At 51.2% G+C, this 15,565-nt stretch carries 10 protein-coding genes; 5 read left to right on the forward strand and 5 right to left on the reverse strand.

Translation table 11 applies throughout. The features are described from left to right. Window positions 1–662: 662 nt before the first annotated feature. On the reverse strand, window positions 663–1,004 hold the full coding sequence (locus Pla144_RS10890) for a hypothetical protein (protein ID WP_146450700.1): 342 nt from the start codon (window positions 1,002–1,004) through the stop codon (window positions 663–665). A 509-nt stretch (window positions 1,005–1,513) separates the two neighbouring features. Between Pla144_RS10890 and Pla144_RS10895 the strand changes: the two genes are divergently transcribed. Continuing rightward, entirely contained in the window at window positions 1,514–1,708 is a 195-nt protein-coding gene (locus tag Pla144_RS10895; RefSeq protein WP_146450701.1) for a hypothetical protein, read from the forward strand. 88 nt (window positions 1,709–1,796) lie between these two features. On the opposite strand, the gene Pla144_RS10900 is transcribed toward Pla144_RS10895, so the two are convergent. After that, the gene (locus Pla144_RS10900; RefSeq protein ID WP_146450702.1) at window positions 1,797–2,645 is read right to left on the reverse strand and encodes a glycerophosphodiester phosphodiesterase; all 849 of its coding nucleotides are present in this window, start codon (window positions 2,643–2,645) and stop codon (window positions 1,797–1,799) included. A gap of 162 nt (window positions 2,646–2,807) precedes the next feature. Here Pla144_RS10900 and Pla144_RS10905 point away from each other — a divergent pair, with 162 nt between their 5' ends. Further along, the gene (locus Pla144_RS10905) at window positions 2,808–3,896 is read left to right on the forward strand and encodes a Gfo/Idh/MocA family protein (protein WP_146450703.1); all 1,089 of its coding nucleotides are present in this window, start codon (window positions 2,808–2,810) and stop codon (window positions 3,894–3,896) included. Between the two features lie 32 nt (window positions 3,897–3,928). On the opposite strand, the gene Pla144_RS10910 is transcribed toward Pla144_RS10905, so the two are convergent. Together Pla144_RS10910 and Pla144_RS10915 are read right to left on the reverse strand one after the other, a co-directional pair. Further along, window positions 3,929–7,102, reverse strand: a complete 3,174-nt coding sequence (locus Pla144_RS10910; RefSeq protein WP_146450704.1) for a DUF1553 domain-containing protein — start codon at window positions 7,100–7,102, stop codon at window positions 3,929–3,931. A 5-nt stretch (window positions 7,103–7,107) separates the two neighbouring features. Further along, complete coding sequence (locus Pla144_RS10915; RefSeq protein ID WP_146450705.1) at window positions 7,108–9,594, reverse strand: LamG-like jellyroll fold domain-containing protein; 2,487 nt, start codon at window positions 9,592–9,594, stop codon at window positions 7,108–7,110. Window positions 9,595–10,000: 406 nt separating this feature from the next. On the opposite strand from Pla144_RS10915, the gene Pla144_RS10920 reads away from it, so the two are divergent. From Pla144_RS10920 to Pla144_RS10930, 3 genes are all read left to right on the forward strand, one after another. After that, window positions 10,001–11,299, forward strand: coding sequence for a Gfo/Idh/MocA family protein (locus Pla144_RS10920; RefSeq protein WP_146450706.1), 1,299 nt, complete (start codon window positions 10,001–10,003; stop codon window positions 11,297–11,299). A gap of 193 nt (window positions 11,300–11,492) precedes the next feature. Continuing rightward, on the forward strand, window positions 11,493–12,860 hold the full coding sequence (locus tag Pla144_RS10925) for an arylsulfatase B (RefSeq protein ID WP_146450707.1): 1,368 nt from the start codon (window positions 11,493–11,495) through the stop codon (window positions 12,858–12,860). A gap of 204 nt (window positions 12,861–13,064) precedes the next feature. Further along, a complete protein-coding gene (locus Pla144_RS10930; RefSeq protein ID WP_146450708.1) occupies window positions 13,065–13,829 on the forward strand; it encodes a hypothetical protein in 765 nt (254 codons plus the stop codon). A 3-nt stretch (window positions 13,830–13,832) separates the two neighbouring features. On the opposite strand, the gene Pla144_RS10935 is transcribed toward Pla144_RS10930, so the two are convergent. Then, window positions 13,833–15,560: an alkaline phosphatase D family protein gene (locus Pla144_RS10935; protein WP_146450709.1), complete on the reverse strand. Its 1,728-nt coding sequence runs from the start codon at window positions 15,558–15,560 to the stop codon at window positions 13,833–13,835. Window positions 15,561–15,565: the final 5 nt, after the last annotated feature.

Raw genomic sequence — 15,565 nt, forward strand, 5'->3', positions numbered from 1 at the left:
CAAAAAAATCGGGAGAACCAAGGGCCAACAGATGCACCTTTTAGGAGCCCTTTCCGTGGCATTGTGTGTAAAAACGCCACGGTGTTCGACTTAAAGTCAGTGGAGCCGAGGGGTTTCGAACCCCTAACCTCCGGCTTGCGAATGAGCCTCGAAAACAAGCATATCGACCGAATTTCCCCTTGATTGCAGCACAAGATCGTCTTTGAGAAAAATTGCAATCTTCTTCAAACGGTTGCAATAATTTTCGAACTTGAGTTAGAGAGCCTCGTGAGGTTGAATCTGCCTGTAGAGAGGGTGAACTGCAAACGCACTACATTGAGCAGCAACGCCGCATGCAGTGCCACGGCTGTGGGGAGTCGATTGAAATCTACTGAGTGTGCCAAGTTAGAAAAGTTGTTTAGCCGAAGGTTTGGTAGCCACTTCACTATCTTCAATGATGACCTGAATGATATCTAGAAGTGACATCCTTGCCTCCAATGGAGAGACGTGACTTAGTCATTCTTAGCAAAGCAGCTCCGCGAAGATAAGTGTCCAACTGCGATTAGCGAGACCACTATTAGCAGCAACCCCAGCTGTGTGGATGGTTCTGGAACGACGAGAATGTCGAAGTCAATCGGTGTTGATATGCCGGACGTCCTGTAGGACGCCTCCGTCAAGAAGCTCTACACTTGTGGTCCAGTAAAACCTGCTGGCAGGATTCTACCTAACTCGAACACGCCTTCGAATCCCAGGTTCGAAGGATCATCGTAGGTGATCGCTTGTTCGGTTCCACATGCGACTGCTGGGAGAATCAACCCGCAATCCAGGCCCTGGATAACGAACCCGTCGGCGAAATTAAAGGTTTCATCGGTGCTGAGGCTAAACTGAACTACTGGGCCAGTACCTACGAAATCGGGAATTTGCAATCGAAAGTTGCCGCTTGTGGAGTCATAGACTAAGTCGTTGCGGAGGTTGTTGTCATCCAAATTGCCAGCCGCAATGACTTGTGAGCAAAGCGATGCCATGATGCACGCAGATAGACAGCGAGACAGCGATGAATATATGACTGTGAAACGCATTAGGCTGCCTCAGGGTTGTCAGCCGCTTAGACCTAACTGGACTGAATCCTCCTGCAAGCTCGCTCGAGCTGCGGAGACAGATCTTTGGGGGGCTGGTAGCATCTCTTTTTTGATGGGTCCCCGTTCGACCAGTCTCTGGATTTCAGATAATTGACGACGCATGCCAATAATCTTACCGGAGACTGCCAAGGCCCACCAATTTTCCGAGTCGCTGCCCATTTTCGTTTTGTAAGGGAAGAGTTTTGCAGAACTTCCGAGGTGCTGCTTTGCGAGGGATTCAACTTCTTTGAGTTCTTGAGTCATTAGGTCCTTTCGGGTTTGGGAACCCCTACCCTATCTCATATGCACGCCACACGCCAGTGGAACGATGAAAAGGCACTTACAAGGTCTATTTCGGCGCCCTGGGCTGCTGCAATGAATGGTCTCCAAAGATTCAATCAGCATGAAGAGATTTAATGCACGCATTTTACACATCAACGATACAACTCTTGGACGCGAGGGAAAACCTGGAGGTCGATCTCGCGACCCCAGATCACAAATGCATCTATCGGAAAGTGTTCGACGAGATCAGTGCCAAGTGTGGAGTCCGGGTGAAGACACTTAGCTTTCGATCACCTAAACTCAATGCCTACGCGGAACACTTTTATTAAGTCGATCCAAGTCGAATTTTGGACCAATGTTTAATCTAATTCAGGCAATTTCAAAACACGTTCCAAGACCAAGAAGAATCGTCTGCGTTTACTCACCACTATAAATTGGCTCTTGACGCTCGATGCCTAATGCCTCTACCTCCTGCAACATCGCGTCGAGTTGATCGACCAGAACAAAGTCTAACCCCTCTGCAAAAAGCTTGCGAAGTGTCTTAGCATCATCGGTGCAACAGTAGTTGATGCGAATGTTGTGCTGTTTCAGTTGCTCAATGGTTCCAGCTTCTGTAGGTCGAATCGCTAACAATTGAATGAACGCAGCGTTCTGGTCAATCGTTGCTCTTACATACTGCTTGTTCGTGAGTTGTCGATCCATATTGCAAATCAAGATATTCGGATCAATCTCTCGAGCTGAAGCGGCACCTTCTGCCCCGCAGGCCAGCACGGCTTGATGCAAGCGACTTGCTTCGACTATCTCACGTGCTGCCTTTGAGGCTAGTTCCGCATCTCCTTTTAGGTGAACGTTTATCCAAATGTTGACGGGCAAAACATCCAGGGCTTCCTTGAAAGTGGGAATTCGCTCGTGCTGGAAGTGGGGTGATTTCCACGTCCCTGCGTCAAGAGTGCGTAGTTCGGAGAGTGTCAAATCAGCGACTTCGCCGTGGCCATTTGTCGTGCGGTTAACAGTCGGATCGTGCATCAGTACGATTTGTAAATCTTTGGTGAGTGCCAGATCGAACTCGACCATGTGTGCTCCGAGTCGAACCGCTTCCCGTAGTGCCGCTATAGTGTTCTCGGGGTGTGTCGCGCTTGCTCCGCGATGGGCGCAGATGCCTCGCGACGGCAATACTGGGGGGCTGGCTTCGGCGAAACACAACGATAAAGGAGAGATCGATTGACTAGACAGGATCCAGCACACACTTAGAATTCGAAGTATCATGGCTATTCATCCGCTGTCGGAGGCACTGTAGATTGCAAGGATGAAGCCGATTGTATGCTTTCACGAAGCAATCGGCACGGGACGAATAGAAAATAGTGTCGCGGAATACTCAAAGAATCCAGCAACCAATTAGCAGATTCGGAAATCAAGAGCGAGGCATTTATGCTACACAGTTCATCGCGACGTGAGTTTCTGTTCCAGCGTTTCCCCCTTGCAGCACTTGCCACGACGGCAGTCTGCTCATCTACATCGACGGCAGCAGCAACTACTCCTCGGCGGATAAAAGTCGGACAGATAGGAGTCGGACATAGTCATGCCGCAGGAAAAATACAAGTTCTGCGCGGTTCGCCTGACTGGGAAGTCGTCGGAGTTGTGGAATCTGATCCCGACTTAAGGGCTCAGGCACAGAAGTCGGAAGAGTATCAAGGATTGCCTTTCATTACAGCCGAGCAATTACTGAATACTCCCGATGTCGAAGCAGTGGCAGTGGAAACAATGGTCGAGCAGCTACTCCCCATAGCCCATCAATGCATAGCGGCTGGCAAACACATTCATTTGGACAAACCCCCAGGTTCATCATTGGAGAGTTTCCGAGAGTTGCTCGCTAATGCGGATCGACAACAGCTTGTTGTGCAACTCGGCTACATGTATCGTTACAACCCAGCCATTCTGTTGCTGCGTGACTTGCTAGCCAAAGGATGGCTCGGCGAGATTTTTGAGTTCAACGCAGTCATGAGCAAGGTCGTCGATCCGCCTAAGCGCAGCCTCTGGGCCCAGAATCCTGGTGGGACAATGTTTGAGCTCGGTTGCCATCTGGTCGATCTTTTAGTGCTTACCATGGGCAAGCCGGAGGAAGTCACGCCCTACAGCCACCATTCCGCCAGGATTAACGACACACTTCTTGACAATATGCTGGCCGTTTGCAGCTATCCTCGCGCGACCGCAACTATTCGTTCGACCGCATTGGAAGTTGACGGAGGGGATCGACGTCACTTAGTTGTGTGCGGCACGGAAGGCACGCTGCACATACAGCCGCTTGATGAACCTCGAGTTCAGCTCGCGCTATCAGAGCCGCGGGGTGAGTATCGCGAAGGATATCAAGAAATCAACTTCGGCAAGTACAACCGTTACACAGCCGACTTAGCAGATTTAGCCGCAATAATTCGCGGTGAAAAACAAGCGGACTTTGACAGCGCACATGATCTAGCCACTCAAGAGACTTTACTGAGGGCTTGTGGTTTGCCGTGTTGAATTGCAATCGAGGTGTGTGACCCGGTAATCGGTCAATGTTGGGTCACGACCTCGTCTAGGTTCAGCAGCATATTAGCAACTGCGGTATACGCGGCTACCTCTACTGCGTCCAATTGAGTCGCTGGTAAGTGCTCTCCGACCGCTGCCAACTGCTTAGCCTCTTGTGGATGCTTAGTAAAATGTGCGAGATGTGTTTCTAGGGATTGTTGCATCACAGACAATTCCTGCGGCTTCGGATAGCGGGAAGTGACAAGACGGAATGCGCTTTCCAAACGGTCAGCAGAGGAGTCGTGCCCACCTGTCAGGACGCGTTCGGCTAAGACTCTCGCTGCTTCTACCAGGCCTTCTTCGTTTAACAGGGCTAATGCCTGCATGGGAGTGTTTGTACGCTCTTCGCGAACGGTACAAATCTCGCGGCTAGGTGCATCGAGCGCCGTCATGAGAGGATGCGTGACGGTACGTTTCCAGAACAGGTACAGACTGCGTCGGTAAAGCTTCTCGCCGCTATCTTGAACATACTCGTCATCGGCGATCTCTTCCCATAAATCCGGTGGTTGATAGGGTTTTACTGATGGTCCTCCCAATTGTTCGACCAATAATCCGCTGGCAAAGAGTGCCGCATCGCGAATCTCTTCAGCTGCCAGCCGGAACCGAGGACCGCGTGCCAACAAGCGATTCTCAGGATCGGCAGCCACAAGTTCCGGCGTCGCTTGAGACTGTTGTCGATAAGTGGCACTAGTGACAATCAACCTGCGAATCGCTTGCAGATCCCACCCGTTATTCATAAGTTCTGTAGCAAGCCAATCGAGCAAGTCTGGATGACTAGGACCTTCGCCCTGGACGCCAAAATCTTCGACCGTTTTGACCAATCCGAGATCAAAAGACATTTGCCATAGTCGATTCACAGCGACGCGGGCGGTGAGTGGGTTGTCGGGATCGAGAAGCCAGCGTGCAAGCCCTAAGCGGTTGTGAGGCAGTCCCTCTGCCAATCCGTTGAATACAGCCGGTATTTCGGGCTCAACTTCTTCCCCTGGTGCATCGTATTGTCCGCGATTCAGTAGAAATGTCGGCTTTCTCTCTGCGAGATCCTCCATAATCATCAAGGTTGGAAAACCCCGACGATGTTCGTCTAGTTCTTGCCGCAAGCGGGTTGCCAACGCCGCAGCCTGCCGATATTCCTTGGAGGCAACCCTGTCTGTGAAATACGTGCGGAGCTTGTGTTTTTGATTCTCCGTACGATCGGATTCGAGTATCTGTAGAATATCGGAGACCGATTCTTTCACGGCTAGGAGCTTTAGTTCGCTGTCGGAGAGCTGTTCGCCGTATATTCTTACATCGTCGATCGCTCCCTGAAACTGACTCTCGGGGTCACCGGCTGTTCCCAGTCTCAGCGGTCCATGATTGCCAAAACCTTGAAATAGGGAGTCAAATTCGATGTCAATCGGCTGCCGTTTTCCATTGAAGTATACCCGGATGCCTTGCGCTAAACTCAAGCCGTCGTAGGTCACCGCTACGTGCGTCCATTGGTCGAGTGGAACGCTCGTTTCTGTCTGAATACGAATTGCGTCATCGAACCATTGCGAAGTGAAATGGACTCGAATCTTGCCTTCGCGTAGTAGTACACTGTAACCCTCTTCCTGGGGGTCATCCGGATTCTCCATCTTCGAAAGCAGTGCCCCATTACAGTCGCTAGGTCGTATCCAGGCACTAATCGTAACTCGATTGTCATCACTGAAACTACCGACATCGCCAACTACGATCGTCTTCTTTCCATCCAACCAGGCAGCCTGCCCCAGCTGTCCAGTCACAAAAGTCGCGGCACCATTTTTAAAGTTACCGAAACTGTCCCCACTAACCGACTCGGCAAGATTTCCATCGAGTTTGAAATAAATATCCAGATCGTGCGTCACTCCCTGTAGATCTGAGATAGTTGTGACATCAGCGTTTCGCTGCCACTGGTCGAAATCAGCCAGGAATTGTGGCTCCAGGCCTTCCAATTGAAGTTGTGCCACTTCAAGTTGCATTTCAAGTTCTTGTTGTCGGTTGAGCTGTGCGCGAGTTGGTGCTGTCATCAACGGCGGCGTATTGCCCACTTTGCGGGCTCTGCCATCTTCCGGCACATTATTGAAGAATGCGAATAGCTGGTAGAATTCTTTTTGTGTGATCGGGTCGTATTTGTGATCGTGGCAGCGTGCGCATCCCAGGGTGAGTCCCAACCACACCGTACAGGTGGTGTTCACCCGATCGACAACATACTCGACTCGAAATTCTTCGGGAATCGCTCCTCCCTCAGAATTGTGCCGATGATTTCGATTGAAACCGGTAGCGATTCGTTGTTCGAAGGTCGGGTTGGGAAGCAGATCCCCTGCAAGCTGTTCGATGGTGAATTGGTCGAAAGGCATGTTGTCATTAAAAGCCTCGATGACCCAGTCGCGCCAACGCCACATGCTTGTTTCACCGTCGTCTTGATATCCATAAGAGTCGGCATAGCGTGCAGCGTCGAGCCAAGAAGCTGCCATCTGTTCACCATAGCGGGGTGAGTGTAGTAATCTCTCGACCAGAAGCTCATAGGCGTTGGGCCGATCGTCTGCAAGAAAGCAATCGACTTCTTCTGGAGTCGGTGGCAATCCGGTCAGATCCAACGTAACGCGGCGGATCAGCGTCTGCTTGTCGGCCTCTGGAGAAGGCGTTAAGCCTTCTTGTTGCAGTCGCTGCAGAATGAACCAATCAATCTCGTTCTTAGACCAACCATCATCTCTGCTTGTACGCAATTGAGGTCGTTCAGGCTTAGTAAAGGACCAATGTTGTTGCCAGACTGCACCTTCATCAATCCAGCGTCGAATCGTTTCAATTTGTTTGGCAGATAAAGGCCGGTTGGCTTCCGCAGGAGGCATTTGCATGTCCTCGTCAGTAGAGACAATCCTGAGAAATAGTTCGCTTTCATTCGGATTACCTGCGACCACGATGCCCACGGATTCTTCACTATCTAGAAAAGCATCTTGCGAGTCGAGTCGCAAATCAGCTTCCCGCGTATTCGCATCTGGCCCGTGGCAATGATAGCAATGCTCAGAAAGAATAGGACGAACGTCGTGGGCAAAACTAATGGGGCGATTCGATTCGAATCCTAAACAGAGGGCCGGGTAGCATATCAACGCTGCCCAGCCGAGCAGGCTCCATTTGCGAAACCCATGCTTCAATGTCCACATGAACATCACTGCTCTCGTTCGACGAATTGCATGCTATAAAGTTTCGTTCCCCGGGAACGAACGACTACTTTTATAGTACGCCCTGCCAGCGCCGAGACGTCTTTGCCAGCCTTGAGCCATTCAACTTCCGTGTCGATGAAATCGCCGTTCAAATAAATGCATTCGTCTAATTCGAAGCCTTCAATCGGCGCTCCATGCTCGTCAAGTAGGCCTACTTGAGCATAGCCAGTTGCATCTGTATCGAGATTAATTACCAATCGATTACCAGAAAAAACAAGCGGTCGAGTCGTCATTGTGCCGCCAGTGTAGGGAGTGTCTGCAGAAACGAAGCCGTCGAAACGCTGCACAACACGAAACACTGCTTCTCGGGCCGTCGGGTTTTTCTTCCAGGGAGAGTGGTATTCCTCACTACCAACATAGTATTGCCAAATCTCTTCGCCGCGTCGCACCATGCCGTGTCCTATGTAGGCCTTCTTTAGATCAAACCCGGCATGACGGCCGATCCCGATATAGGCAGGGCGGGGATAACGTTGCCAGCGTATTCCATCTCGACTAACCGATAACTGGGTCTCCAAGGGTCCTGATCCGCGGTCTGCTTCAGGAGTTCCTAATGCTTGCCGCGCAAGAGGGTCTTCTTCATGGTAATGAAAGTACATGACAGGAAATGCTAGATAAGTGTCGTCAGCCCAGGGGTATTTGATGCACTTAGGTACGTAAATATCTGTCCCAACTGGGTCGAATTTTTCTATTGGTGCAAACACCGTTGGGAATTCCACTCCGAACCCCGGCGGAGTGAGTGGGCCATTATCAGTGTAGTAAGGATTTTTCCACCCCAATCGCCTCGTCTTACTCATTGCTGTTTGCTCATCAGGTAAAACAGGTTTGAGTGGCCAAGGACGCATGAGATCCGTTGTCTCGGTCATCACCGACGTCCTGGCTGTTTTACCACTCTCAAAGCGAGCCATATCACTCCGATGATATCCGACATACCGCTGACGTTGTTCGTCGTAAAATACGATGGATTGCGAAGCGCCCCTGAAAGGCAAAGCACTCGACTCATTTCGAGTGAAATGATAGCCGTCCGGGGAGGAATAGACGTAAAGTCCTCGGCCACGGTATCCACTAATATACTTGATTCTTTCCTCAGGAGGTGCATTAGGATCAACGAAGATCGTTCCCAGCCCAACAGGATCCTCGACTACGATGTTGCGAGCTCCATGATACTCGCGCCCCAAATCGGGAGCCGTAAAATTGACGCCATCCTCCGAAGTCCAAACGGCCAAGCTGTTCAGCGGCCCACGGCCATAGATCCTTACTAGCCCGTCGCCGCTAGCGCTATCTTCAAATACGACCAAATGGTTTGACAAGCCGCGACTTTCCATAATGACTTTGTCCAACCGCGGCGGATTAACACGAAATTCGATATTCTCCCGAGTAGCTAACAGAGAATCGTCGAGGAAGAGATATTTCCGACTACCAAGCTCAACAGGCCTGTCCTGTTGGACTTCCTCAGCAAACAACAGAGGTGGACCCGAACTGAGGCTAGGAGGAGAATAGTCGGCAGAATACCTGGAAAAGCTGTCTGGTGGAGTAAAATTGCTATGGTAATCCTGAGTATCGGAAAACCGCAACTCGTCAATCTGACCTGGTAAACGATGCTGCCACCGACCGTCACGGCCAACGCTCATATAATCCTCCTTGCCAATAGGAAGAGGCTTCATTTCGCATCTATCTGGCAGTGGCTGGAGTACTCCGTCTACATAGTGCCGCAATTGTTCCTCGCTTTTGTCATAGGCAAACGCGAGGTGATGCCAATCAGGGCCACTTGCATCCAAAGCTGTGCTGCTGGAAGGAATCCGCAACTTCAGATCAGCAGGATCATTGAGCAGAGAGAAGCTTTGACCGTCCTCATGAAGACTCAGCTGCGTAATAGCATCGTTCTTGTGGCGAGGTCCTTTCCCAATTTCGAAGACCACACCCGACCGTTCCGGTGGTCGTACAGGGCGGTACCAGAATTCAACGGTCCAGTCGCTCTCTCCTAAGTTCAGTCCGCTGGCCGTTGGGCTGCCGAATTCGACCTCTTGTCTGAGGTGCTGTTCCCCGCGCGTCATGAGTGCGGCGAAATAGGCGTTCAACCACGACATTCTCGCAGACGATTTCGACGCGGACTCTAGCGTTTCATGAATTGGCTTTCCGGACTCAGTCACAATCGATTGAGGAGGGTATGAAACTTGTGGTCGTCCAACGGGCTCTAGAGCGTTGCCAAATCTTCCTTCCACGAGTTGCCCGCCGGCACCAATGACTAGCGGAAAGTTGCCCGACGCCGCATCACCCAGCACACAACTGGGATACATTCCCACCTGCTCGTCGAACAACCAAAGAGCAACTGTTTCTGCATCGCAGCTGTCGTATCCTCGCCCCCAAAAGATGACTGCTAGACTCAATCGCATGAATGCGAGGGCCAACCAAACTTTCCAGTGAGAGCGAATCAACTGAGGCCTCCGAAAGCATTCCGTGTGTGAATCGCGATTGCGAGTGACAAGTCAAGTAGAATAAATATCAACCATACAATGAATTATGTTGCACACCATGAAAGGGTGCAACTCTCTATAGTCTCACAAGCAAACTTATTGAGAGCCCGAAGCCGATAGATTCCGGTACTTGCACTGATCCTGCTCGAAACGCCAACCGCGAATTACGCATTCACCAAATCGTAATGATATGAGCAAGGCTCATTTAGACAGGTGTACGTTGGATCTTGAACCGACCAAGAACTTGACTAACAATCGCACACCGGCTAGTTTGAAGTAAAGGTTGACTTGGCTTAATAAGTGCCTTTTCAGCGTTTTCTTCTTCTTATCAACTTTTGATTCATTACCGTAGACAAAGGGTTATTTTATGCCGACTACCACGCGAAGAAAGTTCCTCGCTACAGCGGCTGCCAGCGCGGCAGCGTCTACACTTTATAGCACCGTCGGCTCGGCTGCCGTCGGAGCAAATGAGCGAGTGCGAATTGGTGTGATTGGCGCAGGAAATCAAGGAAAAGCACATCACTTGTCGCTTTCTACTTTGCCTGACGTAAAGATTGCTTATGTTTGCGACATTGACGAAAAGCGATTGAAAGAAGGAGTTGCCCGGACTGGGGCAAAACCCGAGAGTGATTTACGGAGAGTATTGGACGATCCCACGATTGACGGTGTTACGATCGCTACTCCCGATCATTGGCATGTCCCCGCGGCTCTGCTGGCACTCGATGCTGGTAAGCACGTCTATGTAGAGAAACCTTGTTCTTATAATTTCGCCGAAGGGCAAATGCTGGTCAAAGCACTCGCCAAGTCGGATCGAGTATTTGCCCATGGCACTCAAGCTCGTTCTTGTGCGGGGATGCAACAAGCGATCAACATGCTGCGAGATGGAATCATCGGCGACGTATTAATCGCCAAATGCTGGAATTGGCAGCGACGCAATGACATCGGCCACCAACAGCCATCAGAGGTCCCCGCAGGGGTCGATTACGACACGTGGGTTGGCCCGGCCGAGTGGATACCCTTCCAAGCAAATCGCTTTCACTACGATTGGCATTGGTGGTTTAATTTCGGCTCAGGCGGTATGGGTAATGACGGTGTCCACGAACTCGACTACGCCATGTGGGGCTTAGGTGTCGAGAATCATCCATCGACTGTCTCCTCAGTAGGAGGAATTTATTATTTCAAGGATGACCGCGAGTGGGCCGACACGATGCAGGTTTCTCTCGAGTATCCAGGTGATCCGACGAAGTTGTTGATTTATGAGCAACGGCTCTGGTCTACTTCCTATCCATTCAATGTCGATGCGGGTGCTGAGTATTTCGGCACGAAGGGACGCATGTTCCTCAGCAAGCGTGGCAAGTTTGAAGCTTTCGATGATGACAAGAAACGAATCGACGTGAAACTCGATGCCTCGGTGAAATCAGAAGTATCCGACAACCAGCGCAACTGGGTCGATAGCATCAAGACAGGATCCATGCCTAACGCTCCGATTGACGCTGCCTTCCGAACCGCGGCGGCAATTCACTTGGGTAATATTTCTACGCGTCTGGGTCGCACTATAAAGTTTGACCCCAAATCGGAGAAGATCGTTGGTGATGAAGAAGCAACCGCAATGCTGTCTCGCAAGTATCGCAAAGAAGGACATTGGTCGGTGCCCAAGATGGCATAAATGATTTCCACGACACGTGGACTGAAATAGCAATAGTCTCCAAAGCATGTAGGTCGGAACGTGTAGAGCGAGTTCCGGCAAGGCATTTCATTTTGCGCCGCGTTTCTGGAATTTGCATTACGATTTTCCGGTAGACGTCTCCTCGGAATCAAGCGTGAAACGAATCTCCAAGGAAGTTTCGGAGTAATTCTCGATGCGATTTGCAGGAAGTATTACACTCTTGTTGTTTCTCTTTGTGCCCCGGGTGCAGCTGCTGCTAGGCGGTGAGGTACGACCAAACATCCTGTTCATTGTGGCCGACGATCTCGGTTGGAGTGACGTGGGCTGGCATGACGGGTTCAGCAAAACGCCACACCTGGATCGGTTGGTTCGCGAGGGGGTCGAACTCGATCAACACTACGTACAGCCCGTCTGTACTCCGACAAGAGTCGCTTTGATGAGTGGCCGTTATCCTGGTCGCTTTGGCCCCCACGCACTCGCACCGAGCAACCTCCGTGCGATGCCGCTGAGTACGATCACCTTGGCGTCGGCACTTAAGTCGCGCGGCTACAGCACGTGTCAGGTTGGCAAGTGGCATCTGGGATCGCGGTCCGAATGGGGTCCCAGTCACTATGGCTTTGACCACAGCTATGGCACGCTCACGGGGGCAGCTGATCCATGGACCCACAAATATCGGCATGGTCCTTACGAAGACACCTGGCATCGTGACGGCAAGCGCCTCGACGAGAAAGGAAATGCCACCGAGTTAATAGCCGCCGATGCACTGCATTTCATAGAGCAATTGCCGAACCCATGGTTCGTCTACGTCGCCTTTCATGCTGTGCATACCCCGGTGGATGCGCCGGACAAGTACAAGCAGCTTTACGACGGGGTCAAGTTTCACGATGATCCGGAGAGACAGGACTCACGATTGCGGCTAGCTGCAGAGACATCGCAACTCGATGCGAAGGTAGGTGCTTTCGTCGATGCCCTGGAACGAACCGGGCAAAGAGAAAACACATTGATCGTCTTCACCAGCGACAACGGCGGCATTGAGTCGCTCAAAAACGCATACGTCGGCGAGGTAGATGACTCTCCTTTAAATAGCGAAAACGACCCGCTTCGCGGCCAAAAAAATACGCTCTACGAAGGAGGAGTGCGCGTGTGCGCGTGTGCAAACTGGCCAGGCCAACTCGCCGCTCGCAAGTATGCCACACCCATGCATGTGGTCGATTGGTTTCCGACGATCTCCTATCTCACCGGCTATCAACCAGCAAATGACCTCAAGTGGGACGGCAAAAATCAATGGCCAGCACTCACGGGTTCTCAGAGCGACAACGAACCGCGCGCCATTTACATCGCTATGCAGCAAGGTCACGCACTGCGGCTCGGCGATTGGAAACTCATCGTACCTGCCAAAGGCAAGCCAGAGTTATATAATCTGGCCGACGATCCCTACGAGACGAACGACCTCGCTACTTCGGAACTTGAGCGAGTAGCGGGTATGCAACGACTGATGAAGGAGGAACAGACGAAAGACGATCCAGTGCTACCTGCCGACTTGGAGGGACTGCCGGGGTGAGGCAAGTGCCAGAGAGCAAGTTGAACTTGCAGTTGGCGTCTAGGCTGACATAGAGTTTCGGAGGAGCCATCGTGCTATGCCGCGTGTTCTGGTCATATCGATCAACAGCTAGCCGCTGAGTGCGTTCAATTGCTTTGTTCTATAGTTTTCTTTTAACTGCCGAAGCTAAGGTGATTACCTTTGTATTATCCAAACGAAATAGCCATGACTAGGCGAGTAGGTCAGCTTCTTGCCGCGACGTTGTTCTTTGGTCCCCCTGTGAGTGCCGCTTGGGCGGACGAGTCCATCACTTACGTCGGAGTGATACGCGATCAGACGGATTTCGAGAAATTGGGCATCGGGAAGGCTGGGTATTGGTTTCCGCAGTTCTCTGCGGAAGAACCAGTGGCCGGCAGGCCGACGGGTGAGAATGCGCGCGACGCGCTTCCGACTTGGGCAGGGCCGCTCAATCACGCCACCAAAATTTGGGATCTTGCTTTTTGGACGCGAACGTTTTCTCAGGATGGACCAGGCCGGTCAAAGGGGGGGCAAGAAAAGTGGAACAAATTTATTCTCCCTGGCGGCGAGGCAGGTAGCTCCGGCGCTATCGTCGACCCGTTTGCTTTCAAAAATACAAATAACTCGGTGAACCGAATTCAACTTGGCGAGAGTACGCCGTCACTGTTTTTCTTGCACATCGTGACCGATAACACGAACAAGGAACACAATCCGACAAATCGACTTCGTGCACGGGGAAACACGAATGGCGTTGACTTGGAGCCCTCCAGTGCACCTGCAAAGGAAGAATTGAAGTTCAACGGAGTCGCAGACATCTACACGTTCCGCTATGAAGGTTTCGATTCGGGAGACTTCATCAAAATCCAGCTCAACGGAGATAGCAAGCAAGGACCAAGCATCGGTGGGATGATGTTCGACACCGAGTTTGAGCCCCAGTCATCTTCGCCACTAAAGTCGAAGTATGATCCATAAATGCTAGAAGCTGATTTGACTGAGTTTTATCACAAGCGTGTCGATTACTTTATCATCGATATTGACGATCTCGTAGGTGATCGTGGGATCGGCTTGAGTGGTGTCGAAGGTCACCATTCCGCAAGAACATAATTTGTTGTAGCAAAAGAGCTGTCCTGGTACGCATTCGTGGGTGTGTTCGTTGGTGAGCTTCGAACTCATCAAGTCATACAAAGGATAACCATTCGGCCTGTCTATTTTCCAAGCTTCGCTGCGATGTCGGTCAGCCGAAAGTAACAACACACCATCAATCTTCTGCTTCTCGATCCAGCCAAATATTTCCTCGCGCTCGTGTGGAAATCCGTCCCACGTATCGTGGCTTCCCGGTTTAACGTTTGGGGCCCAAGGGACGGAAGAGACTATGACTTTGAAACGAGCTTGCGAGTTTTTCAATTCATTCAGCAACCATTTCTTTTCAATCGAACCGAGCATCGTGGGATTCTCGCCAAAGGGATTGGTGCGCAAATAACGAGTCTCAAGAAAGAAACAATCGACGCTTCCGAACGTGGCTTTGAACCAACAACCCGGTGACTCCTGGTTGCCGTAGCCGGGATTCACCCAGTTTTCCATGAATATCCTGAGCATCGCAGGTTTCCAGGCAGGTCGGTCGAGATAGGGACCCAGCCAGACATCATCCATGGCAGCATCGTGATCATCCCAGATGGCGTAGACGGGCGTGCTCGCGGTAAGCCGACGAAACTCCGGCTGCGATTGGCGACGATAATAAGTGTACTGATGCAGGCCTCGCGGCTCTTCGGGTAGATCGATATAGACGTTATCACCCAACAAAAACAACGCATCTGGATTGCGAGACGAAATCGTGTCCCACATGCGCTCATGTTCGGGCATGAAGCCCGCTCCACCGCCAAAAGCAACTTTAAAAATTCCCGGAGCACCCGGCTCAGGGAATGTGTGGAAATGAGGGCGGTCCCCTTTGAGAAGAGATTGGTCGTCGATCAGTACGTCGTATGCATACTGGGTATTTGGTTGAAGACCCGTCAGCTCAATAATCGCTGTGAAATCCTCTTGGAGGTCGACCAATGAGGAACTAGTACTGGCGATGTTTGACGATGGGTTGCCCTGCGTGTCACAAGAAAAGACCTGCACCTTTACCGGGCTGGCATTCTCGGTCCGCACCCAAATCCGTGCCGAATCATCCGTGACACAACCGAGCATCGGCCCATGCAACAAACCCGATGTCCGACTCCGCGCATATTCCTGGAATTCTTCGGACTCGGTGAGCGGTTTCAGCAATTGACGCGGACCCGCCAAGAACCGCTCAATGGGGAGTCCCCCCTCCACCGCCTGTTTCATTGCGGCAAACGCTTGGTCTATTTTTCCTAACTGACAGTAGGCAATTGACTGGTTGTAGATTGATTCAAGATCGTGAGGATCTTCTGCCAAATACTCTGCAGCCCAATCAAGTGATTTGTTCGGATTGCCGTTTAAAGTTGCTAAGAGTAGCCTCTGCCCACGTCTTTTATACTCGTCTTCGGCCTTCTCCTTAGAAAACTGACGTCTACTCCATTCATTCTCACTACCGTAGTAGGCCAGCTGAGGATTCTCCTCAAATGCATCGGGAGGAGCAAACTGCCCGTATTTCGTTCCTTGAGCACGACCCGCTTGCGAAACTGCAAGTGAAATCGCTAGGATCGATGCAAAGATAGCCAAATAAAAGAGGGGCCTGTTCAAATGAA

The organism is Bythopirellula polymerisocia (assembly GCF_007860015.1).
GTDB lineage: Bacteria > Planctomycetota > Planctomycetia > Pirellulales > Lacipirellulaceae > Bythopirellula > Bythopirellula polymerisocia.

Coding starts and splice junctions, on each gene's coding strand:
- Pla144_RS10910 (WP_146450704.1), bottom strand. CDS start 7,102: ATGTGGACATTGAAGCATGGGTTTCGCAAATGGAGCCTGCTCGGCTGG.
- Pla144_RS10930 (WP_146450708.1), top strand. CDS start 13,065: ATGACTAGGCGAGTAGGTCAGCTTCTTGCCGCGACGTTGTTCTTTGGT.
- Pla144_RS10925 (WP_146450707.1), top strand. CDS start 11,493: ATGCGATTTGCAGGAAGTATTACACTCTTGTTGTTTCTCTTTGTGCCC.
- Pla144_RS10895 (WP_146450701.1), top strand. CDS start 1,514: ATGCACGCATTTTACACATCAACGATACAACTCTTGGACGCGAGGGAA.
- Pla144_RS10920 (WP_146450706.1), top strand. CDS start 10,001: ATGCCGACTACCACGCGAAGAAAGTTCCTCGCTACAGCGGCTGCCAGC.
- Pla144_RS10905 (WP_146450703.1), top strand. CDS start 2,808: ATGCTACACAGTTCATCGCGACGTGAGTTTCTGTTCCAGCGTTTCCCC.
- Pla144_RS10890 (WP_146450700.1), bottom strand. CDS start 1,004: ATGGCATCGCTTTGCTCACAAGTCATTGCGGCTGGCAATTTGGATGAC.
- Pla144_RS10900 (WP_146450702.1), bottom strand. CDS start 2,645: ATGATACTTCGAATTCTAAGTGTGTGCTGGATCCTGTCTAGTCAATCG.